This window comes from Candidatus Accumulibacter propinquus (assembly GCF_056856495.1).
In genome coordinates this window covers 1,659,848-1,683,668 of sequence record NZ_JBSEHC010000003.1, presented here as the reverse complement: position 1 = coordinate 1,683,668, position 23,821 = coordinate 1,659,848, and the positions used below count along the sequence as shown (strand labels likewise).

Annotated in this window: 14 protein-coding genes and 1 pseudogene; 13 read left to right on the top strand and 2 right to left on the bottom strand. The window is 64.9% G+C overall.

All coding sequences use genetic code 11. From position 1 onward, the window contains the following. Window positions 1–73: 73 nt before the first annotated feature. The 13 genes and pseudogenes from AC15MQ_RS13530 to AC15MQ_RS13470 all read left to right on the top strand — a co-directional run. Complete coding sequence (locus tag AC15MQ_RS13530; RefSeq protein ID WP_483080384.1) at window positions 74–3,028, top strand: sensor domain-containing protein; 2,955 nt, start codon at window positions 74–76, stop codon at window positions 3,026–3,028. Further along, the gene (locus AC15MQ_RS13525) at window positions 3,025–3,585 is read left to right on the top strand and encodes a chemotaxis protein CheD (RefSeq protein WP_287670118.1); all 561 of its coding nucleotides are present in this window, start codon (window positions 3,025–3,027) and stop codon (window positions 3,583–3,585) included. The genes AC15MQ_RS13530 and AC15MQ_RS13525 overlap by 4 nt, the downstream gene beginning before the upstream one ends. 104 nt (window positions 3,586–3,689) lie before the next feature. Continuing rightward, complete coding sequence (locus AC15MQ_RS13520) at window positions 3,690–4,505, top strand: CheR family methyltransferase (protein ID WP_287651993.1); 816 nt, start codon at window positions 3,690–3,692, stop codon at window positions 4,503–4,505. Window positions 4,506–4,522: 17 nt separating this feature from the next. Then, window positions 4,523–4,930, top strand: a complete 408-nt coding sequence (locus AC15MQ_RS13515) for a bacteriohemerythrin (RefSeq protein ID WP_483080383.1) — start codon at window positions 4,523–4,525, stop codon at window positions 4,928–4,930. A 43-nt stretch (window positions 4,931–4,973) separates the two neighbouring features. After that, window positions 4,974–9,077, top strand: coding sequence for a PAS domain S-box protein (locus AC15MQ_RS13510; RefSeq protein WP_483080382.1), 4,104 nt, complete (start codon window positions 4,974–4,976; stop codon window positions 9,075–9,077). Between the two features lie 94 nt (window positions 9,078–9,171). Further along, a complete protein-coding gene (locus AC15MQ_RS13505) occupies window positions 9,172–13,131 on the top strand; it encodes a response regulator (protein ID WP_483080381.1) in 3,960 nt (1,319 codons plus the stop codon). Next, window positions 13,122–13,967, top strand: a complete 846-nt coding sequence (locus AC15MQ_RS13500; protein ID WP_483080380.1) for a CheR family methyltransferase — start codon at window positions 13,122–13,124, stop codon at window positions 13,965–13,967. The genes AC15MQ_RS13505 and AC15MQ_RS13500 overlap by 10 nt, the downstream gene beginning before the upstream one ends. Beyond that, window positions 13,964–16,183 (top strand): response regulator, encoded by a 2,220-nt coding sequence (locus AC15MQ_RS13495; RefSeq protein ID WP_483080379.1) that lies wholly within the window; start codon window positions 13,964–13,966, stop codon window positions 16,181–16,183. The genes AC15MQ_RS13500 and AC15MQ_RS13495 overlap by 4 nt, the downstream gene beginning before the upstream one ends. A gap of 124 nt (window positions 16,184–16,307) precedes the next feature. After that, a complete protein-coding gene (locus tag AC15MQ_RS13490; RefSeq protein ID WP_287670123.1) occupies window positions 16,308–17,426 on the top strand; it encodes an HD domain-containing phosphohydrolase in 1,119 nt (372 codons plus the stop codon). Further along, the gene (locus AC15MQ_RS13485) at window positions 17,423–18,529 is read left to right on the top strand and encodes a protein-glutamate methylesterase/protein-glutamine glutaminase (RefSeq protein ID WP_483080378.1); all 1,107 of its coding nucleotides are present in this window, start codon (window positions 17,423–17,425) and stop codon (window positions 18,527–18,529) included. The genes AC15MQ_RS13490 and AC15MQ_RS13485 overlap by 4 nt, the downstream gene beginning before the upstream one ends. A 37-nt stretch (window positions 18,530–18,566) precedes the next feature. Further along, the gene (locus AC15MQ_RS13480; RefSeq protein ID WP_287652001.1) at window positions 18,567–19,400 is read left to right on the top strand and encodes an HDOD domain-containing protein; all 834 of its coding nucleotides are present in this window, start codon (window positions 18,567–18,569) and stop codon (window positions 19,398–19,400) included. A 198-nt stretch (window positions 19,401–19,598) separates the two neighbouring features. Beyond that, window positions 19,599–20,561, top strand: coding sequence for a cache domain-containing protein (locus AC15MQ_RS13475; protein ID WP_483080377.1), 963 nt, complete (start codon window positions 19,599–19,601; stop codon window positions 20,559–20,561). Between the two features lie 33 nt (window positions 20,562–20,594). Beyond that, window positions 20,595–21,239 (top strand): annotated as a pseudogene (locus AC15MQ_RS13470) (methyl-accepting chemotaxis protein); the annotation flags it as partial. 115 nt (window positions 21,240–21,354) lie between these two features. On the opposite strand, the gene recG reads toward AC15MQ_RS13470, so the two are convergent. Continuing rightward, complete coding sequence (recG, locus tag AC15MQ_RS13465) at window positions 21,355–23,400, bottom strand: ATP-dependent DNA helicase RecG (RefSeq protein ID WP_483080376.1); 2,046 nt, start codon at window positions 23,398–23,400, stop codon at window positions 21,355–21,357. Continuing rightward, window positions 23,400–23,783, bottom strand: a complete 384-nt coding sequence (locus AC15MQ_RS13460; RefSeq protein WP_287652004.1) for a RidA family protein — start codon at window positions 23,781–23,783, stop codon at window positions 23,400–23,402. The genes recG and AC15MQ_RS13460 overlap by 1 nt, the downstream gene beginning before the upstream one ends. Between the last annotated feature and the right edge of the window lie 38 nt (window positions 23,784–23,821).

Genomic DNA, 23,821 nt, shown 5'->3' with positions numbered 1-23,821 from the left:
CACACGTGGCGGAACTGACGCCCCCGCTTGCCGAGTACGCCATTGCCGCCGGACAGGAAGTGCAGCAACGCTGATGAACGTCATGCTCACCGCCCACAACCCGCTCGACCGCCAACTCCTTGGCGACCTCGATACCGCTTCGCCGTGGGCTGCGATCCTTGATCAACTGGGTCTGGCGATCGCCGTGCTGAACGCCGATCTGGGCTTTCTGCGCGTCACTCGACAATTCGCCGCGGCAACCGGCGCGACACCCGATTTCTTTCTCGGTCGCCAGTATTTCGAAGTCTTTCCGCAGCCCGCCGTCGAGGCCATTTTTCGGCAGGTGCGCGACTCCGGCGTCGCGCATGTCCACACCGCGCGCCCCTTCCTCCCGAAGCTCAGTCCGATTCTCGGAATCAGCTACTGGAACTGGTCCCTGACCCCGTTCTCCGACGGCGACGGCGCACACCCCCGCCACACCCAATACCTGGTGCTGACGATGCAGGATGTCAGCGCGCCGCTGAACTCGGAGATCCGCGCCCGCCGCGGTGAAGCCGAGCTGAGAACACTGCTCGACCACCTGCCCGGCATGACCTATCGCGCAGCGGCCGACTGGTCGAGCGACATCCTGCTCAATTGCGAAGCCTTGACCGGTTACACCGCGGCCGAAATCAACGCTCTGCCGGAGAAATGGCTGAGCCTGATCCACCCGGACGATGTCGCGTCAGTCGTGGTCGACTGCGAGCGTCTGCGCGGTGGTCCGCAGCAGACCACACTCAGCTACCGCATCATCGACCGCAACGGCAACTCGCGCTGGATCGAGGATCGAAAGATCTCGCTCTTCGCCGGCGACGGCAGCTTTCTGGGCGTCGAAGGCATCGTTGTCGACTCGGCTGCGGCCACGGCTCGCGAACAAGGCCGCGGATTCAGCGACCCGCATTACCGCAGCCTGATCGAAGCCGCGTTTGACGAGCTTACCGCCAGAAAACAGGCCGAAACCAGCCTGCGCGCCAGCGAAAGCCGCTTTCGCCGCCTGTTCGAGTCGATGACCTCCGGATTCGCGCTGCACGAGATCGTTCTTGATGCCGAAGGCAAGCCTTGCGATTACCGCTTCATCGATGTCAACCCGGCATTCGAGGCGATCACCGGACTGGCCAGGGCGGATACCGTCGGACGCTGCGTCCGCGAGTTGCTGCCAAACATCGAGCCGCACTGGATCGAGCGCTATGGCGCCGTTGCCCTGACCGGCGACGGTCAACAGTTCGACGATTTCAGCAGCGACCTCGACCGCCAGTACCGGGTCACCGTTTACCGACCGGAACCGCAGCAGTTCGCCGTGATCGTCGACGACATCACCGCCTTGCGCCGCCAGGAGGAGTCCCTGCGGCAGGCTGCAACGGTATTCGAACAGACCCGCGACGGGGTGGCGATCACCGATGCCTCGGCCCGGATCATTGCCGTCAATCGCGCCTTCAGCAAGATTACCGGCTACAGCAGCGAAGAAGTTGTCGGTCGCAATACCAGCCTCCTCAAATCCGGCCATCATGACACGGCGTTCTACGCCGCCATGTGGTCGCAGTTGACGGGCAAGGGCTTCTGGGAAGGAGAGGTGTGCAACCGCCGCAAGAACGGCGAACACTATCCGCAGTGGCTGACGATCAGCGCCGTGCTCAATGAGCGAAATGAGATCGAACGCTACATCGGCGTGTTTACGGACATCAGCCGCATCCGGAACGCCGAGGCCCATGCCGAGTTCATCGCTTATCACGACGCCCTGACACGCCTGCCCAACCGCAGCCTGCTGAACATCCGCTACCAGCACGCACTCGATCGCGCACGCCGTCACGACCACAAGCTGGCCTTGCTGATCCTCGACCTCGACCTCTTCAGAAATATCAACGACTCGCTGGGACATGAATTCGGCGACCGTCTGCTGGTGGCGATCACCGAACGCTTCAAGTCGCGTCTGCGCGATGAGGACACCCTGGCGCGCCTGCACGGCGACGAGTTCGCGGTGCTGATGGAAGACGTCGAGGTGTCCGCCGACGCCGCCGTCGTCGCGCGCGACCTGCTCAAGGCGCTCGAAGCGCCCTTCCGGATCGGTAGCGCAGAGGACATCTACATCGGGGCCAGCATCGGGATCAGCATCTCTCCAGACGACGGCTGCGACCCGGCGCTGCTGATGCGCAACGCCGACACCGCGGTGAACCTGGCCAAGGCGCAGGGGCGCAAGACCTTCTGCTTCTATACCGAATCGCTGACCACACTGGCGCTCGAACGCATGCGGCTGGAATCCAGCCTGCGCAAAGCCATCGAACTCGAGCATCTGGTCCTGCATTATCAACCACTGATCGAGGCCAGGACCGGCGCGGTGATCGGCTCGGAAGCGCTGGTACGCTGGCCTGACCCGGAACAGGGAATGATTGCGCCGATGCGATTCATTCCGGTGGCCGAGGACTGCGGGCTGATCGCACCGCTTGGTGCCTGGGTTCTGCTGACTGCCTGTCGGCAGATGAAAGCCTGGCTCGATGCCGGGCGACCCTTGCGGACCATCGCCGTCAATGTCTCGCCGCGCCAGTTCTTCCTGCAGGACGTCCCAGAACTCGTCCGACAGACGCTCGCGGACACCGGCCTCGACGCGCGCTTCCTTGAACTGGAAATCACCGAGGGGATCCTGATCGAGCATGGCGAACGCGCCGTGGCAATCCTCAAGCGCCTTCGTGAACTGGGCGTACGGCTGTCGATCGACGATTTCGGCACCGGCTACTCCTCGCTGAGCTATCTCAAACGCTTCCCGATCGACAAGCTGAAGATCGACCGCAGTTTTGTCCGCGACATCACCAGCGACGCCAATGCCGCCGAAATCGCCTCGACGATCATCGCCATGGCCCGTTCACTGCAACTCTCGGTGCTCGCCGAAGGCGTCGAGACGCCCGCTCAACTGGCTTTTCTCGATCAGCACGGCTGCGAGTACTATCAAGGCTATTTCTTCTGCCGGCCGGTCGCGGCGGCGCAGTTTCCCGAATCTTGCCCGGTAACCTTGCCATGAACAGTCCACGCGATCTCGAACGCCTGGCGCGCAACGTCAATCCGGGCGGTTGGGCGATCGAGAACCAACGCCCGATTGCCACCCTCCTCGGCTCGTGTGTCGCGGTCTGCCTGTGGGATCCGCAACTCCGGATCGGTGGCTTGAACCATTTCATGCTGCCGAAATTCGAGAAGACCGCCAACAAGGACCTCGACGTGCTGCTCTGCGGCAATTTCTGCATGGAAGCGCTGCTCAACGGCATGCTCGCCCGCGGCGCGCAAAAGAAGCGTCTCCAGGGCAAGGCCTTCGGTGGCGGCAACGTCGTTTCTTCGCTCACCGGTGTCAGTATCGGCCAGCGCAACGCCGAGTTCGCGCGCGAATGGCTGGCGCGCGAGGGCGTGCCACTGCTCGCCTCGGATTTGATGGGCCCGTGGTCGCGCAAGGTCCTCCTCGATCCGCAGACCGGCGACGCCTTCTGCAAGCGGGGCCACACCAACCAGAGCATCGCCGAAGCCGAAAAAGCTTACGCCAGCACCCTCCTGGTCGCGCCGAAGAAGGCCGACATCGAGCTTTTCTAGCGGCCCAGGAATGGCCCACACGCAAGGAGAATCGTCATGAATATTCCCCCACATCCGCTACGCTCGCAGCCGCAGCCGCAACTGCGAACTGCCGAGGCCCGCCGATGAACGACCTCGCTGCCCCGATTACCGGCCAGGAGTTCGCGCTCTTTCAACGCCTGATCTACCGACTCGCCGGCATCAGCCTATCGGATGCCAAACGTGTGCTGCTCGTCGGCCGCCTCGGTCGCCGCCTCAAGCACTACGGCTTCGATACCTACACCCAGTATTACCGGCTACTGGCCTCCGGCGAGCATCCCGACGAGGTGCAACAGATGATCGATCTGCTGACCACCAACGAAACCTATTTCTTTCGCGAGCCGCAGCATTTCGACTTCCTGCGCGACGTGGCGATCAAGGAGCGGCGCGGGCCGGGAACCTTCCGTATCTGGAGCGGCGCCAGTTCGAGTGGCGAAGAGGCCTATTCGATGGCCATGGTACTCGCCGAGCATCGCAGTGACGGTCCATGGGAGGTTTTTGGGTCGGATATCAGCATGACGGTGCTGGCCAGGGCCAGGGCCGGCATCTACACGCAGGAGCGGATTTCCGGAATCCCGCCGGCTTACCTGCGCAAGTATTGCCTCAAGGGCGTGCGCTCGCATGAAGGCAAGCTCCTGATTGACAACGCGCTCAAGCAGCGGGTCAGCTTCGCACAGGTCAACCTGACCTTGCCGATCACCGGCGTCGGGCAGTTTGACGTCATCTTCCTGCGCAACGTGATGATCTATTTCGACGCCGAAACCAAGCGCAAGGTCGTCGAAAACATGCTGCCGAGTCTCAAGCCAGGCGGCTATTTCATCGTCGGCCATTCGGAATCGCTGAACGGCATCACTACCCGGCTGAAAACCTTGAAGCCCACGATCTATCAGCAGGCACTTTGAACTTCGAGGATCACGACATGGTGCATCTTGAATGGACGGCAGCGCTGGAAGTCGGGCACCCCGAGATCGACGCAGACCATCGCGCCATGGTCAGCCTGCTCAACCGCCTGCACGCCGCCAGCAGCCGCTCGGACCAGGCCGCAGTCAGAATCGAGCTGGCGACGCTCGAAGCGCTGACCAGGGATCATTTCGCGCGTGAGGAAAGATTGATGCTGGACATCCGTTACCCACTCGCGGCCCGGCACCAGAAGGAACATGTGCACTTGTTCGACGAGATCGGCGCCCAGATCGACGACTTCAACGAGGGACTGCTGCGTGCCGCGGCAATTGCCCAGTTCATCCGCCGCTGGTTGATGGACCACGTCGAAACCTCCGACCGGCAACTGTGTGCCGCGCTGGCACGCCGCTGCCAGAGGTCGTATTGAGCATGCCGTTCGTGCCCGATGGCTGCCTGTGGGCACGCATTCCATGACCTGGCTGGCCGCGACGGCAAAGCTGCAACGCCGTTTTCTGCTCCAGATCGGGGTGCTCCTGATCGTCGCCGGCCTGGCTGCCATCGGCCTTGAACTGGCGAACCATCAGGCCACCGTCGAAGAGTTCGTGCTCGCGCGTGCGCGCGCGCATTTTCGCGACATCGTCCTGACCCGGCGCTGGGCTGCCGGGTACGGCGGTGTCTATGTCGAGAAACGCGCAGGCATAGAAGCCAACCCGTACCTGGAAAACCCGGATATCGTCGCAGATAACGGCAAGACTTACACCCTGCGCAATCCGGCCCTGATGACCCGTGAGGTCTCGGAACTGGCCGCCCGCGAGGGCGACTACCGTTTTCATATCACCAGCCTGAAGCTCAAGAACCCGGCCAATGCTGCCGACGACTGGGAACGTGCGGCGCTCGAAGGCTTCGCCGGCGGCGACAAGGAACGCTTTACCACGGTCCACAACGAGAGTCTCAGCGAGTTCCGCTACATGGCGCCGCTGCTGGTCGAGCAATCCTGCATGAAGTGCCACCAGGGCATGGGTTACCGGGTTGGCGACGTGCGTGGCGGCATCAGCGTCCGCTTCGACATCACGCCGCTGATGCAGCGCCGACAACAGCACGCCTGGATCATCGGCCTTGCCGCCGTGTTGATGCTGGCCGGGCTGTTCTCGCTCGCCAGTGTCTTTGCCACGCGCATGATCCGCCGCCTGCAAATCCTCAGCAAGCGTCATGAGGACCTCGTCCAGTCGATCGACGGCATCGTCTGGGAGGCCGACGCGAAGACCTTCCAATTCACCTTCGTCAGTGCCCAGGCCGAACGCCTGCTGGGATTCCCGCTCGCCGACTGGGAGCAGGCGGACTTCTGGGTTAACCATCTGCACCCCGACGAACGCACCTGGGCACCCGCCTATCGCGCAAGCTGTACCGACCGCCAGGCGTCCTATGACCTCGATTATCGCTTCGTCGACAGCGACGGCAAGCTCCTCTGGCTGCGCGACCGGGTCAGGGTGATCGCCGAGAATGACGAGGCGAAGGTATTGCGCGGCCTGACCTTCGATGTCACCCGCGAGCATGCGCAGAACGAGCAGACACAGCAGCTGCTGGTCGAACGCGAGACGATCCTGGACAATGCCCTGGTCGGCATCACCTACCTGAAGCACCGGCGAGTGGTGTCGTGCAATCGCCGGCTCGAGGAGATCTTTGGCTACGACCCCGGCGAGTTGCTGGGGCAGTCGACCGAGCGCCTCTATCCCTCGCGCGCGGCCTTCGAAGCGATCGGCGAACGCGCCTACGCCAACTGCGGCGCGGGCAGAAACCATTGCGAAGAACTGTTGCTGCGGCGCAAGAGCGGCGAGATATTCTGGGGCGCACTGAACGGCCAGGCCATCGATCCCGCCCACCCACAGGAAGGCAGCATCTGGATCTACACGGACATTTCCGAACGTCGCGCTGCCGAAGAGGAAGCCCACAAACTTCTGCGGGCGGTGGAGCAAAGCCCGGTATCGATCGTCATCACCGATCGCGATGGGCTGATCGAGTACGTCAATCCGCGTTTCAGCCAGGTCACCGGTTACCGTGCGAACGAGGCCATCGGCCAGAACCCGCGCCTGCTGCAATCGGGCTGCACCAGCCCGGAAACCTATCAGGAAATGTGGGACGCGCTGCTCGCGGGTCGCGAATGGCGCGGCATCCTGTGCAACCGGCGGAAAAACGGGGAACTGTTCTGGGAAGAAGCTTCGCTCTCGCCGATCATCGACGAGCACGAAAACATCACGCACTTTCTTGGCGTCAAGGAAGACATTACCGAGCGCAAGCGTCGCGACGATGAACTGCGCCGCTCGCACGCGCTCCTCGACCTGACCGGCCGGATCGGCCGGATCGGTGGCTGGGCATGGGATGTGGCCTCCGAGACCCTCACCTGGACCGACGAGGTGTTCCGGATTCGTGACCTTGAACCGGGCCGGATGCCCGGTTTGGCCGAGGCACTCAGCTATTACGCACCCGGCTCCAGGCCGCTGATCGAGGCCGCGATCGATTCGGCCCTGCGCGAGGGCAGCGCCTGGGATCTCGAACTGGAGATGATCACCGCCACCGGCCGGTCGATCTGGGTGCACTCCCAGGGTCGAGCCGAACGCGTGCATGGCAAGACCGTGCGGCTCGACGGAGCCTTCCAGGAAATCACCGAACAGCGACGCGTCAAACTGCAGCTCGAAGAATACCAGCAGCATCTGGAGGAGGTGGTCGAACGGCGGACTGCCGACCTGGCCCGCGCCCTGGAAGCGGCGAAGGTTGCGGACCGGGTAAAGGATTCGTTTCTGGCCAACGTCAGCCACGAATTGCGGACGCCGCTGAATGCGGTCATCGGGCTATCGGCGCTGGCCCTGAACAGCAGCACCGAGCCACGCCAGCGCGAGTACCTGGAGAAAGTCAGCGACGCCGGCCAGACCTTGCTGGCGATCATCAACGACCTGCTCGACCTGACCAAGATCGCGGCCGGCGAGATGACGTTCGAAGCCACCCCCTTCAGCCTGCGCAAGACCGCCGCACGCGCCCTCTCGGTGCTCGGCCACCACGCCGCCGAAAAGGGACTGCCGCTCAGCGTGCACATCGACGAGCGAATTCCCGAAGTGCTCATCGGCGATCCGCTGCGGATCGAGCAGATCCTGCTCAACCTGCTCAACAATGCGATCAAGTTCACCGACAGCGGCCACATCGTCGTGCGCATCACCCTGGAGAGCTGCGACGAACAGCGCGCCCGCCTGCTGCTCGAAGTCGAGGATTCGGGGATCGGCATGAGCGACGACGAGATCGCCCATATCTACCAGCCTTTCGTCCAGGCCGACCCGTCGATTACCCGCAAGCACGGCGGCACCGGCCTGGGCCTGGCGATCTGCAGGCAACTCGCCGAGGGCATGCACGGATCGATCGAGGTCAGCAGCCGGCCCGGCGAGGGCACCGTGTTCCGTGTGCGCCTGACGCTCGGATGCGCGCCAGCCGGCGCGTTGCCGTCCGGGGAGGAAACTGCGGACGGCGAGTCCCTGCCGAACCATTATCGCGAGGCCCAGGTGCTGGTGGTCGACGATCAGGCGCTCAACCGCGAGATCGTCTTCGACCTGCTGGGCACGGTCGGCATCGTTCCGCGTCTCGCCGAGAACGGCCAGGCGGCGATCGACATCCTCACCGCGGCCGGCGCGCCGGCTTTCGACCTCGTTCTGATGGACATTCAGATGCCGGTCCTCGACGGGCTCGCGGCTACCCGCAGGATCCGGGCGCTGCCCGGCTTCGCGACCCTGCCGATCGTCGCCATGACCGCGCACACCATGGTGCACGAAAAGCAGGTGTACTTCGCCGAGGGCATGAACGACCACCTCGGCAAGCCGTTCTCGCTGCCGAATTTTTTCGCGCTGCTGGCCCGCTGGCTGGCACACCGCGTCGCGCCCCTGCCGACCATCGCCGCCCCATCCTGCGCCGCCAGCGACGGCGGCGACCTGCCGAACATCGTCGGCCTCGACAGCCGCGCCGCGATGCAACGCTTTGCCGGCAACCAGGCGCGTTACCGGCACTGGCTGGGAGAATTCGTCGGCGAATCGGCGAGCTTCGTGGCCACCCTCGAAGCGCTGCTGGCGAGTGGGGCGCACGAGGCGGCGAGGCAGGCCACGCACGCCTTCAGGGGCCGTGTCGGCGTGCTCGGGATGCGCGAACTGCATCGCCAGGCGACGGCACTCGAGCAGGCGATCCGCACCGGCACGCCCTGTGACGAACTCCGGCAACAGCTCGCGGGCTCGATCGTCACCATGTGCGGCCAGGTGCAAGCGGCGCTGCAGCCGTCACCCCGCCCGGCGTTGCGCGGGCCGGCGCTGACGCTGTCGGCGCCACGACCGGCGTCGCCGCCGCCGGTGTCGATCACGGCGCTGTTGCAGTTGCTCGATACCGCCGACGGCAACAGTGCCGCTGCCATCCAGCGCTGCCTCGACGAATTCTCCGACAGCCCCTGGCAGCCTCTGCTGCTGGCCGCCTTGACCGAGGTCCAGCGCTTCGATTTCGAAGCCGCCAGACAATGCCTCGCCGACCCCGGCAACGGACCGATACAATGAATACCGGAAGGGTAATGTTCGATACCTCAGATCCCTGTCAGGGTCACCGGCAGCAGTCGGACCCGATGCACGGCATACCAGGAGAGCAAACACCATGAAACTCGGGTCGAAACTCGTCCTGCAGACCGTCCTGCCGGCCGTGGCTGCCGTTGCGATCTTGCTGGCCATCGTTACCCAGGTCACCAGCAGTGCCCTCAGGGACGCAGCCGAACGAGGCCTGGCGGCGGTTGCCGAGGCGCGGCGCGAAGACCTGCAGAACCATCTCGAACGCATGCGCGACGACATCGTCGCGATGGGCAACGCGCCGGCGGTAATCGAGGCAACGCGCCAGTTCTCCGCCGCTTTCGCGGCCTGCGGCACCGCTGCCGACACCCAACTCCAGCAGTTCTACGACAACGACGTGCAGGCTGCCGGCAGCAATCCGGGCGTGGACCTGCAGCGCGCCTCTGGCAATGCCTGCCGCAGCGGCTACGCCCAGGCGCATGCCGAGAACGACGGATTTTTCCGCAAGCGCCACGCCGCCTACGGCTGGTACGACATGCTGCTCGTCGACAGCAAGGGAAATGTCGTCTATTCGCTGCGCAAGGACAACGATTTCGCCACCAACCTGCTGCACGGACCGTGGAAAGACACCGGCCTGGCACGCGCGGCGACGCTTGCCCTGAACCGGAGCGTGAGCGGCGTGCCCGCGTTTTCCGACGCCGAACACTACCCGGCGATGGGCAACCGCCCGGCGATGTTCCTGGCGATCCCGGTCCTCGAGCCCGGCAGCGGCCGGCCGCTGGGCGCTTTGGCCGTGCAGATCGCCTTCGAACCGCTCGACCGGCACATGCACTTCAAGGCCGGGCTCGGCGAGAGCGGCGAAGCCTTCGTCGTCGGCAGCGGTGGCTGGTTGATGACCAACAGCTTCTTCGACAAGGAGCTCACGGTGCTCAACCGGCAACTCAAGACTGAGGCCGTCAGGCGCGTGCTTGCCGGCGACGACGGCAGCGACGAACTGATCGATTACCGGGGTCAGACCTCGTTCATCGCCTATCGGCAGATCCAGCCCTTTGCCGGCGCCCTCGGTGACCAGCCGCGCTGGGGGGTGATCGCCAAGATCAGCCGCGACGAGGCGCTGGCCAGCCTCCATTCGCTGCAGTGGCTGATGCTCGGCAACGGGCTGCTGATTGCCCTGGCGGCGAGCGTGCTCGGCGTCGTCGTCGGGCGACGCCTGTTCCAGCCGGTGGTGGCGATGCAGGGTGCGCTGATGCGACTGGCCAATGGCGAGAAAACCACGATTCCCGGCCTCGAGCGCAGCGACGAGATCGGCGACATGGCCCAGGCCGCGGAGAAATTCCGCGAACTGTCCGAGGCTGTCGCACGCGACCGCTGGATCCACGAGCATGTCGCAGCGCTGACCACCGCCGTCAGCCAGGAAAGCAGGCTCGCCGATGTCGCCGACACCATCCTGAGCAATTTGCGGCAACAGATCGACGTGCCGGTGGCCTCACTCTTTCTGCGCGACGCCAACGGCCACTACCAGCGTGCCGGGGCGCAGGGCCTGGCGCGGCGCAGCCAGTCGCAGGACTGTTTTGCTCCTGGCGAGTCACTGGTCGGCCAGTGCGCCCGCGATGGTCAACCGGTGATCCTGTCACCCGTTCCCGGCGGTTTGATGCTGATTGCCACCGGGCTCGCCGAATTTCCGCCGCAGGAACTTGTGCTGTACCCGATCGCCCATCAGCACCGCACGCTGGCGGTCGTCGAACTGGCATCGACACGCCGTCTGTCGCCCGACGAGCACGCTTTTCTGACCGCCCTCGTCGGCCCGCTGGGGCTGCATCTGGCAAACATCGAGGCTGCCGAACGCAATCTCGCGCTGCTTGAGGACAGTCGCCGGCAAACCGAGAACCTCAGCCGACAGAAATCAGAACTCGCCCAGAGAAACGCCGAAATGCAGGCGCTGAGCGACGAAATGCGTGGTCAGTCCGAAGAGCTCAAGGTCCAGAACAGCGAACTTCTGGCCACCCAGGAGGAGCTGCGGGTACAGCGCGAAGAACTGGAACAGAAAAACCGCAGCCTCGAAGCGCAGGGACGACAACTCGAACTCGGCCGCAGCGAGGCCGAGGCGCGCGCACGCGAACTCGCCCAGGCCAACAGCTACAAGTCGCAGTTCCTGGCCAACATGTCGCACGAACTGCGCACGCCGCTCAACAGCATCCTTATCCTGGCCAGGCACCTCGCCGAGAACGCCGCCGGCCACCTCGACAGCGACGAAGTCGAATCGGCGGGCGTCATCCATGAGAGCGGCAGCCAGCTCCTGTCGCTGATCAACGACATCCTCGACCTGTCGAAAATCGAGGCCGGCAAGATCGAGACGCTGCTTGAGGACTTCCCGGTTTCCGAGATGCTGCTCTACCTGCACCGCCTCTTCGAGCCACTGGCGGCGAAGAAATCGATCGCCCTTTCAATCGATGCCGATGCGGCTGCGACGCTGATGATTCACAGCGACCGCCGCCTGCTGACGCAGGTATTGACCAACCTGCTGTCGAACGCGATCAAGTTCACCGACCGCGGTTCGGTCTGTCTCAGCGTGCGTGCCGAGGACCAGGGCTTGCGTTTCGACGTCACCGACAGCGGCATCGGCATCCCGGCCGACCAGGTCGGACGCCTGTTCAACGCCTTCCAGCAGCTCGACGCCGAAACCACGCGCAAATACGGAGGCTCCGGCCTCGGCCTGGCGATCAGCCGCAAGCTCGTGGGACTCCTGGGCGGCCAGATCGAAGTCGACAGCGCGCTCGGCCGCGGCAGCCGCTTCTCGGTGCGGCTGCCGGGAGTTGCCGCCGGCGCAGGCGCGCCCACCGCTAGCGTGCCGTCACCAGCGAGCACCGCCGCCACGGTGGCCGGGCGCGGCACACTGATTCTGGTCGTCGAAGACGATGGCCGGCTGGTGCCGATCGTCACGCGCCTGATCGAAACCCTGGGTTACGCCGTACTGGCGGTCGACAGCGGCGAAAAAGCGCTCGAACTGATCGGCGCAGAACGCCCGGCCGGGGTTCTGCTCGACCTCGGACTACCCGGGATCTCGGGTTTCGAAGTGCTGCGCCGAATGAAAGCCGATCCGGCCAGCGCCGACATCCCGGTGTACATCATCTCCGGCACACCAGACAACGGCGAGGCGAAGGCCCTCGGCGCTGTCGGCTACATCCGCAAACCGATCACTCGCAACGCGGTGCTGGCGGCCATCCGCGACATGCTCGACAGATCGCCACGCGTGGCAGCCGGCGCCCCGCCCACCGGCAGGCCGCAAGTGCTGCTGGTCGAAGACGACGAGGCGAGCAGCCTGGCGGTACGCGTCCTGTTCAAGGATACCGACATCGAATTCAGCCAGCAACGGAACGGCAGTGCGGCCCTGGCGGCACTCAGGTCCACGCGCTTCGATGCGGTCATCCTGGACCTGACGCTGCCCGACATGAGCGGCTTCGAATGGCTCGATCGCGCCGCCGTGGAAATGCCGCAGCCACCACCGGTGGTGGTTTACTCGGCGCGCGACCTCGACGACGCCGAACTCCTGCGCCTGCACACGCATGCCGACGCGGTGATCTCCAAGGGACGACTCAACGGCCAGGCAAGCGCACGCCTGCGCGAGGAAGTCTTGCTGGCCATCACCCGTCAGGCACGCGGAAAAGGGGAGGCACCGGCTGCCGCAGGCGCACGGCACGGTGCGCTGCTGGTCGTCGATGACGATGTACGCAATCAGGCGGCGCTGTCGAAGGCGCTGCGCAGCCGCGGCTACGCCGTCAGCGTCGCGGGCAGTGGCGCGCAGGCGCTCGACATGCTCGTCGCCGGCAATTTCGCGGCGGTCCTCACCGACATCATGATGCCCGAGATGGACGGCTACGAACTGATTCGCCGGATGCGTGCAGGTACTGCCGGCCAGATACCGATCATCGCGGTAACCGCCAAAGCGATGCCCGGCGACATCGAACTCTGCCTCGCCGCCGGCGCCACCGACTACCTGGCCAAACCGGTCGACATCGACCACTTGCTGGCACTGCTCGAAAAATGGCTCTGAAACGGACACGCGGGGGCGAACTCGAGGAGATCGAGGCCGACCTGCTGCTGTTTGCCTTGCGCGAGCGTTACGGTTACGACTTCAGCGGTTACGGTCGCCCCTCGTTGCTGCGTCGCCTGCGTCAGTTGGTCGAGTTCTTCAGCGTCGTCAGCCTGGTCGACCTGCTGCCGGCACTGCTCCGCGACGAGCAGGTGGCGCAAACGGTCATCAACTATCTGTCAGTCCCGGTTTCCGAGTTCTTTCGCGACCCGCCGGTGTGGAAGTACCTCCGCGAACAGGTCATCCCGGAGCTCGAAAGCTTCCCGCGCATCAACGTCTGGCAAGTCGGCTGCGGCTACGGTCAGGAAACCTACTCCGTCGCCATCCTGCTGCACGAGAGCGGCCTGGCCTACAAGGCACGCATGATCACCACCGACATCAGCCTCGATCTGCTCGCCGCGGCGCGGCGCGGCCGCTGGCCGGTGCAGCAGTTCGCGCCGTGGCAGTCCAACTACCTCGCGGCCGGCGGCAGCGCGCGCTTCGCCGATTATTTCGATTTTCAGGACGGCGAGATGGCCATTCGCGCCGACCGGTTGCAGCCCATGGAGTTCGTCGAGCACAATCTGGTCACCGATGATGCTTTCCTGGAAACGCAGTTGCTGATCTGCCGCAACGTCCTGATCTACTTCGGCGAAGCCCTGCAGAAGCGAACCCTCGGGGTTTTCGAACGCAGCCTGCAACGCGGCGGCTTCCTGGTTCTCGGGAGTTCCGAGTCGATGCTCGACAGCGACGCCACCTGGGCACCCGTGCAGACCGAGCTGCGGATTTTCCGCAAGACCATGGCCGGCGCGCGATGAACCAGCGTCCGAAGATCCTCGTGGTCGACGACCTGGCGACCAACCGCCTGGCGATACGGATGGCGCTGAGGGGCATCGACGCGACGATCGTCGAGGCCAGCAACGGCTTCGACGCCCTGTCGATCGCCATCGACGAGGAGTTCGCGCTGATCCTCCTCGACGTCCAGATGCCCGAGATGGACGGCTTCGAGGTTTGCGAGCGGCTGGCGGTCAATCCACAAACCGCCGAGACGCCGGTGATCTTCGTCACCGCCGCGCACAACGCCAATGAGGATCGTCTGCACGGCTATCTGCGTGGCGCCACCGATTATCTTTCGAAGCCGATCAACGACCAGATCCTGCGCGCGAAGACACTGGTCTTCCTGCGCCTCTACCAGCAGAACCGCGCCTTGCAGGCGGCGCTGGAAGCGGCGAAGGTTGCGGACCGGGTAAAGGATTCGTTTCTGGCCAACGTCAGCCACGAATTGCGGACGCCGCTGAATGCGGTCATCGGGCTATCGGCGCTGGCCCTGAACAGCAGCACCGAGCCACGCCAGCGCGAGTACCTGGAGAAAGTCAGCGACGCCGGCCAGACCTTGCTGGCGATCATCAACGACCTGCTCGACCTGACCAAGATCGCGGCCGGCGAGATGACGTTCGAAGCCACCCCCTTCAGCCTGCGCAAGACCGCCGCACGCGCCCTCTCGGTGCTCGGCCACCACGCCGCCGAAAAGGGACTGCCGCTCAGCGTGCACATCGACGAGCGAATTCCCGAAGTGCTCATCGGCGATCCGCTGCGGATCGAGCAGATCCTGCTCAACCTGCTCAACAATGCGATCAAGTTCACCGACAGCGGCCACATCGTCGTGCGCATCACCCTGGAGAGCTGCGACGAACAGCGCGCCCGCCTGCTGCTCGAAGTCGAGGATTCGGGGATCGGCATGAGCGACGACGAGATCGCCCATATCTACCAGCCTTTCGTCCAGGCCGACCCGTCGATTACCCGCAAGCACGGCGGCACCGGCCTGGGCCTGGCGATCTGCAGGCAACTCGCCGAGGGCATGCACGGATCGATCGAGGTCAGCAGCCGGCCCGGCGAGGGCACCGTGTTCCGTGTGCGCCTGACGCTCGGATGCGCGCCAGCCGGCGCGTTGCCGTCCGGGGAGGAAACTGCGGACGGCGAGTCCCTGCCGAACCATTATCGCGAGGCCCAGGTGCTGGTGGTCGACGATCAGGCGCTCAACCGCGAGATCGTCTTCGACCTGCTGGGCACGGTCGGCATCGTTCCGCGTCTCGCCGAGAACGGCCAGGCGGCGATCGACATCCTCACCGCGGCCGGCGCGCCGGCTTTCGACCTCGTTCTGATGGACATTCAGATGCCGGTCCTCGACGGGCTCGCGGCTACCCGCAGGATCCGGGCGCTGCCCGGCTTCGCGACCCTGCCGATCGTCGCCATGACCGCGCACACCATGGTGCACGAAAAGCAGGTGTACTTCGCCGAGGGCATGAACGACCACCTCGGCAAGCCGTTCTCGCTGCCGAATTTTTTCGCGCTGCTGGCCCGCTGGCTGGCACACCGCGTCGCGCCCCTGCCGACCATCGCCGCCCCATCCTGCGCCGCCAGCGACGGCGGCGACCTGCCGAACATCGTCGGCCTCGACAGCCGCGCCGCGATGCAACGCTTTGCCGGCAACCAGGCGCGTTACCGGCACTGGCTGGGAGAATTCGTCGGCGAATCGGCGAGCTTCGTGGCCACCCTCGAAGCGCTGCTGGCGAGTGGTGCGCACGAGGCGGCGAGGCAGGCCACGCATGCCTTCAGGGGCCGTGTCGGTGTGCTCGGGATGCGCGAACTGCATCGCCAGGCGACGGCACTCGAGCAGGCGATCCGCACCGGCAGGGACTGTGACGCACTCCGGCAACAGCTCGCGCGGTCGATCGTCGACATGTGCGGCCAGGTGCAAGCGGCGCTGCAGCCGTCACCCCGCCCGGCGATGCGCTGGCCGACGACGCCGCTGCCACGACCGGCGTCGCCGCCCCCGGCGTCGATCACGGCGCTGCTGCAGTTGCTCGATACCGCCGACGGCAACAGTGCCGCTGCCATCCAGCGCTGCCTCGACGAATTCCCCGACAGCCCCTGGCAGCCTCTGCTGCTGGCCGCCTTGACCGAGGTCCAGCGCTTCGATTTCGAAGCCGCCAGACAATGCCTCGCCGACCACGGCAACGGACCGATACAATGAACCCGCGCGCACGCCTACCGACAGCGGTACGGCTTCTCCTCTTCTGCCTGCCACTGGTTACCGAGCCCATGACCGCGCACTCCATGGAACACGAGAAGGAAGTCAGTCGCCCGGACAGGAAATCATGAAAACCATACTCCTGATCGATGACGACCCGGCGACGCTCGAAGTCATCAACGAATGCCTGCGCCACCACTTTCGCACGCGCATTGCGACCCGCGGCAAAAAAGGCATGCAACTGGCGCAGATGTCGCCGGCACCGGATCTGGTGCTGCTCGACCTCGAACTGCCGGACATGAATGGCTATCAGATCTGCTCGGCGCTCAAGCGCGACCCCGGCACCGCCGACATCCCGGTCATCTTTCTCTCCAGCCACTCGGACATCGCCGACATCACGCGTGGTCTCGAACTCGGTGCCGTCGATTATGTTCCCAAGCCGGTGGCACCGCCGATCCTGCTAGCGCGCGTGCGCACCCAACTGCGTCTGCGCGAGGCACAGATTCATCTCGCCGACCGCAACCTGCATCTCGAATCGCTGGTCCGCGAACGCACTCGCGATCTCGAAGCCAGGACGCTGGATCTGCAACGCAATCAGGAACTGACCATCGTCGCCCTCGGGGCGATCGCTGAAACCCGCGACAACGAAACCGGCAACCATATTCGCCGCACGCGCGCCTACGTTCGCACCTTGATCGAATACCTGTTGCTGCAGCCTGCGCAGCGCGATCGCATGCCGCCGGAGGAATGGGCGCTGATCGCGAAATGCGCGCCGCTGCACGATATCGGCAAGGTCGGCATTCCCGACCAGATCCTGCTCAAGCAGGGGCCGCTCGATGCCGGCGAATTCGCCATCATGAAGCAGCATACGACGCTTGGCCGCGACGCCCTGCGCACCGCAGAGTTGCGCGTCGATGCGCACGATCCCTTCCTGCGCATCGCCAGCGAGATTGTCTATTCGCATCACGAGCGCTGGGATGGCACGGGCTATCCGCAGGGCCTGTACGGCGAGGCCATACCGCTGGCCGCGCGGCTGATGGCCATCGCCGACGTATACGACGCTTTGATCAGCAAACGTGTCTATAAACCGGCCTTTCCCCATAACAAGGCAGTGGAGATCATCACCGAGGGACGCGGCAGGCACTTCGACCCGCTGCTCGTCGACTGCTTCCTGGTTTGCGCCGAGACCTTCAACGAGATCGCGGTGCTGCACTCCGACATGCCTTCGCCGGAGGAAAACGCGTGAACGAAACGCCGATCCAGGTGCTGATCGTCGGCGATTCGGCGGTGGTCCGGCAAGGCCTCTCGCAGGCGCTGGCCCGGCAACCGGGCATCGAAGTCATGAGCACCGCCGCCGATCAACTCGTCGCTCTGGACCGGATGCGCAGAAACTGGCCGGACGTGCTCATCCTCGACATCGACACGCCGCGCATGGACAGCCTCGCCTTCCTGCGCAAACTGATGGCCGAAAGGCCCACGCCGGTGATCATCTGCTCCTCGCTCTCAGTGACCGGCAGCGACACCCTCATGCAGGCGCTCGCCGCAGGCGCGGTGAGCATCATGAGCAAACCGCAATTCGGGCCCAGGGGCATCCTCGATGACCCGGCGAACAACATCGTCGCGGCGATTCGCGCGGCTTTCCGCACCAACGTGCGTCTTCGTCGCCCGCTACCCGGCACCAGCACGGTGACCCCCGCGAAACCACCGGAGCTGGACAGACTGGCGCGCAACACCGCCGACGCGATCCTGGCCGCAGGCACCGGGCCGGTGCTCAAGACCGTCGACAAAGTGATCGCCATCGGCACGTCGACGGGTGGAACGCAAGCGCTAGAGGCGGTGTTGACCCGCCTGCCGCTGACGATGGCGGGCATTGTCGTCGTCCAGCACATGCCGGAACAGTTCACGGCGATGTTCGCCGAACGCCTCAATTCACTGTGCATGATCGAGGTGCGCGAGGGCAGGAGCAACGATCGCGTGCTGCCGGGCCGCGCCCTGATCGCCCCCGGCGGCAAGCACATGCTGCTGAAGCGAAGCGGCGCGCAATATTTCGTCGAGGTCGTCGACGGACCGCTGGTCAACCGCCACAAGCCCTCGGTCGACGTGCTCTTTCGCTCGGTGGCCCGCTTTGCCGGCAGCAATGCAATCGGGGTAATCATGACCGGCATGGGCGACGACGGCGCGCGCGGCCTCAAGGAAATGAACGATGCCGGCGCCGCGACGATCGCCCAGGACGAAGCTTCGTGTGTGGTTTTCGGGATGCCCAAGGAAGCGATCAAACTCGGTGCCGCCGACCGGGTCATGTCCCTGAAGCAGATCCCGGCGGCGCTGATCGAGGCCAACAAAGGGTGAGACCGGCAAGAACCATACGAAAGGTTTGAATACTGCCATGCAGCGATACGAGATCCTCAGGAGCATCGCCACCGAATTGGACAATGGCGAGGTGACCTTCCCGACCAATGCCCTGGTCGCCCTCAAACTGCAGCACGCACTCAGCGATCCCGAATGTCACGCTGACACGGCGACGCGCCTGATCAAGGCCGAGCCCCTGCTGTCAGCAAAGGTCGTGGCACTGGCCAACTCGACAGTCTTCAACACCTCCGGGCGTCCGATTACCGACGTACGCACGGCGGTACTGCGACTGGGCTTTCGCTATCTGCGCACGTTGGCCGCTGCGGTGGTCACCCGACAACTTGCCGTCCCCTTGTCGGCGACTGACCGTGAGTTGGCGGCAAGGCTTTGGGAGCACACGGCGCATGTGGCGGCCCTGGCACAGATCATCGCCCGCAAGGTCACCCACCTCGATCCGGAGACCGCGATGTTCGCCGGCATCGTGCATGAAGTCGGCGGCTTCTACCTGATCTCGCGCGCCGCCGAGTACCCTGGCCTGCTCGACGAGGACTTTTCGGCCTGGAACGAAACCGGCGAGGCCGAGCTCGGACGCGCCCTGCTCAAAGTCCTCGGAGTACCCCAGGCGGTGGTCGACGCCATCGAAGTCTGCTGGGCAGGTTATCTGGCCATGCCGCCGACGACGCTTGGCGACACCCTGCTGCTGGCCGACGAACTGGCGCCGGTGGAAAGCCCCCTGCGCGATCTTGACGGGGTTCCGCGCGAAGGCACGGCGGCAGCGATCGATATGCTTATCGGCGGGGAAACGCTGGTCGAAATCCTGCAGGAGTCGGCCGAAGACGTGCGATCGCTGGCGGCGGCTTTGCGCCTCTGAACACCTCCTCCACGGCGCCTGACGGAGCGCTCGAAAATCTGAGGATCGCGCCCGGCTGACGAGACAGGGTCAGCCCGCCGACTCTGCCATGCGCAGGCAGATTACGGTAACATCCTCGACTCACGTGCTGCCGGTCAAGCCTTGGCGGCCCGCGTCTGCGACTTTCGTGGTGACAAGTCGCCAATGGGGAGAAGCCAGATGAAACTCACAGAGTGGCGCATCAGGACACGCCTGATCGTGCTGACAGCGATTGCCGTACTCGGCCTCGCCGCACTGGGGCTCGCATCTCTCAACGACCTGCGCAGCAACATGTTGCAGGACCGCACCGATCGGACACGCCTTTTCGTCGAGGTTGCCGGTGGCGTCATTGCACGCTTTCACGATCTCAGCACCAGTGGCGTGCTCAGTGAAGACGAAGCAAAAAAACAGGCGGCCGATACACTCCGGCGCATGCGCTACGGCGACGGCGAGTATTTCTTCATCGTCGATGCGCAAAACAACTTTGTGTTGCACGCCGCAAAACCCGCACTCGAAGGCAAGAGCGGCACGGAATTGCGCGATCCGAACGGCAAGATGATCATTCAGGAACTGGTGCGCGTCGCCCTGGGCAATGAGCGCGGCGGCGCGGTCGACTATGCCTTCGCCAAACCAGGTAGCGACAAACCCGTGCCCAAGGTCAGTTATGCCGCCCAATTCAAGCCGTGGGGCTGGGTCTACAGTACCGGCATCTATCTCGACGACGTCGATAAGGCATTCCGCAGCGAAGCCATCAATTCGCTGCTCATCATCGTGCTGGCCATCGCCTTCCTGGCCGGAGTTTCGGTGCTCATCGGCCGCAGCGTACTGCGCCAGCTCGGCGGCGAACCGGCCGAAGCCTCAGCGATCGCACTACGCATCGCCGGCGGTGATCTGGGTCGGGACATGCGCGCCGACCAGAGTGCCAGTGGCAGTCTGATGCATTCGATGGCCGAGATGCAAAACCGCTTGCGCAGCATCTTCTCGTCGATCGACCGCCTGGCCGCGACGCTGGTCAGCAACGCTGGCGAAATTTCGGTGGCCACCGACGAAGTTCGCCGCGCTGCAGAAGAACAGGCGACCTCGACTGCAGCGACCGCGGCTTCGATCGAGGAACTGACGGTGAGCATCAACGAAGTCGCGTAGAACGCGCGCGCTACCGGCGACAGTTCCACCGCCGCAGCGAACACTGCCCAGCAGGGACAGGCTCTGGTGCACGCTTCGGCTGACGAGATCGAGAAGGTTTCCGAAATCGTCGCTCGATCGTCGGCACAGATCCGGCAATTGGCCAGCCGCTCCCGAGAAATTGGAGGAATTGCCGACGTCATCAAGGAAATCGCCGAACAGACCAATCTGTTGGCGCTCAATGCCGCCATCGAAGCGGCTCGTGCCGGTGAGCAGGGTCGCGGTTTCGCGGTCGTCGCCGACGAAGTCCGCAAGCTTGCCGAGCGGACCAGCAAGGCCACGGGAGAAATCGGGGCAATGGTGGTCAGCGTTCAAGCCGATACCGATACGGCAGTCCTCGCCATGGAAGAGGCCATGCCACAGGTCACCAGAAGTCTTGAACAGGCGCGCGAAGCAGGCAGCCTGCTGGCAGCCAGCCACCACCAGGCGCTGGAGTCGAGCGAGCGCGTGCAGCAGGTGGCGATGGCCACGCGCGAACAGGCCAGCGTAGCCGACGATATCGCCAGGCATATCCAGCACATCGCGTCGATGACCGAGGAAACCAGCACAACGGTACGAAGCAACGCCGCCGCGGCTACCGAGCTTGACCGCCTGGCGGGTGAGCTACGCGCGGCCGTCGGCTATTTCCGGGTCGCATGAACGACGCGTATCGCTCTGCGGCATGCAGGCGCCGCAACACCGGCAGCGCTGCACCTTTGTTCGGAACTCGGCCCGGGTGGCTGGCTCGGCGCCGGCTCACCGCCTGTCCGGGGATTCAAGCCTTCAGCAGTTCCTCGCGATTCCCGAGCCAGCGCTGCAGGTGGCGCGCGGCGCGATCGGGGGCTGCACGCAACAGTGTCGCCGCCATCGCCCTGGCCAGTTCGACGAGTTCGCCATCGAGCGCGAGGTCCGCGTAGCGCAGCAGCGGCATCCCCGACTGGCGGCTGCCAACGAACTCTCCCGGACCCCGTAGACGCAGATCCTGGCTGGCAATCTCGAAGCCGTCGGTATGCTCGAAAATGATCTTCAGGCGGGCCCGCGCGGTCGCCGACAGCGGCTGCTGGTAGAGCAGCACACAAACCGAGTCATGGGTGCCGCGACCGACGCGGCCGCGCAACTGGTGGAGCTGCGCCAGCCCGAAGCGCTCGGCGTGTTCAATGACCATCAAGGTGGCGTTGGCCACGTCGACACCGACTTCGATGACCGTCGTCGCGACCAGGACGTCGATCTCGCCGGCAGCGAAGGCGGCCATCACGGCACCCTTGTCGCGGGCCCGCAGGCGCCCATGCACCAGCCCGACGCGCAGGCCGGAAAGCTCGACGCTCAAGCTGGCGTGGGTTGCGAGTGCGGCCTGCAGTTCCAGTTTGGCGGACTCCTCGACCAGGGGACAAACCCAGTAAGCCTGCCGCCCGCCGGCAACGACGGCGCGCACGGCGGCAATCACATCGTCTCGCCGGCTATCCGAGAACAGCCGGGTACGGACCGGCGATCGGCCCGGCGGCAGTTCGTCGATCACCGAAACGTCGAGATCGGCGTAATAGCTCATTGCCAGGGTGCGTGGAATCGGCGTCGCCGACATCATCAACTGGTGCGGGTTGCTTCCCTTGCGCCGCAACTCGAGCCGCTGCACGACGCCGAAGCGATGCTGTTCGTCGACGATCGCCAGCCCTAGGCGCGCAAAATCGATGCTCTCCTGGATCAGTGCGTGCGTCCCGACCACCAATTGCGAGGTCTTCGCGGCCTGCTGTTGCTTCGCCCGCCTGAGCGTCTTGCCGAGGCCGCCCGCCAACCACGTCACCTCGACGCCCAGTGGCTCCAGCCAGGCGCGCAGTTTCAGGAAATGTTGCTCGGCAAGGATCTCGGTAGGCGCCATCAAAGCCGCCTGAAACCCCGCGTCGATCGCCTGACAGGCCGCCAGGGCAGCGACGACGGTCTTGCCGCAACCGACATCCCCCTGCAGCAGACGCTGCATCGGACGAGGCTGTTCGAGATCGGCCGCGATCTCGGCGGCGACACGCTGTTGCGCCCCGGTCAGCGTAAACGGGAGAGCGGCTTCAAGGCGCCGGGCGAGTGGGCAGGCGGCAGGCAGGGCCGGTGCGCCCAGATGCCGGCGAGCCAGGTAGGCACGGCGCAGTGAAAGCTGCTGGGCGAGCAACTCGTCGAACTTGATGCGCTGCCAGGCGGGATGCGTGCGGTTCTCGAGTGCCGCCTCGGAAACAGCCGGGGGCGGCGCGTGCAGGAATGACACCGCTGTCGCAAAAGACGGCAGCGCCTGCTCGCTGCACCAGTTCTCTTCGAGCACCTCGGCGAGATCGACCTGCCGCAGCGCGTGCATGATCAGGCGACGCAGTACCGTCTGCATCAACCCCGCCGTCGTCGGATAAAGCGGTGTCAGCGACTGCGGCAGCGGCTCGTCGTCGGCAACCACCCGGTAGCGCGGATGTACCATCTCAAGACCGTCGAAGCCGCAGCGGACCTCGCCGAAGAGGCGCAACCGGCAGCCGCGCGCCGCTTCCAGCGCGCGCTGCTGGCTACCGTAGAAGCGCAGGAAGCGCAGATCGAGCAGGCTGTCCTCGGCACGCGCATCGCAGACCCGCAGCAGCAACTGGCGACGCGGAACCAGCCTGAGCGTCACCTCGAGGAGCCGGACCTCGAGCTGCACCGGGACTCCGAGGGGAGCGGCAGCGATGGCCGTGATCCTCGTCTCGTCCTCATAGCGCAGCGGAAGATGCAGAACGAGATCTTCTCGCCGCTCCAGGCCCAGCTTGCGCAAATGGTTCCGGATTGCCGGCGGCGCCGCGATCGCGTCCGCCGTCGGCATCAGCCGCCAAGTACCAGCACGGCATCGGCCTCGACCAATGCCCCGCGCGGCAGCGCGGCGACACCGACCGCGGCGCGGGCGGGGAACGGCTCCGAGAAATAGCACCCCATGACTTCATTGACGGTCGCGAAGTGCGCCAGATCGGTGAGGAAGACGTTGAGTTTGACGACGTCCGCCAGCGAACCGCCGGATGCCTCGGCCACCGCCTTGAGGTTATCGAAAACCCGCACGATTTGCGCATCGATACCCTCGACGAGTTGCATGCGCTCCGGGTCAAGACCGATCTGGCCCGAGAGATAAACGGTATCGCCCACTCGTACCGCCTGCGAATACGTGCCGATGGCCGCCGGCGCATGCACAGTTGAAATGATCGTTCTTGCCATGCTGCTGTCCTCTACAATGTCTGGGATTGAAAACGGGG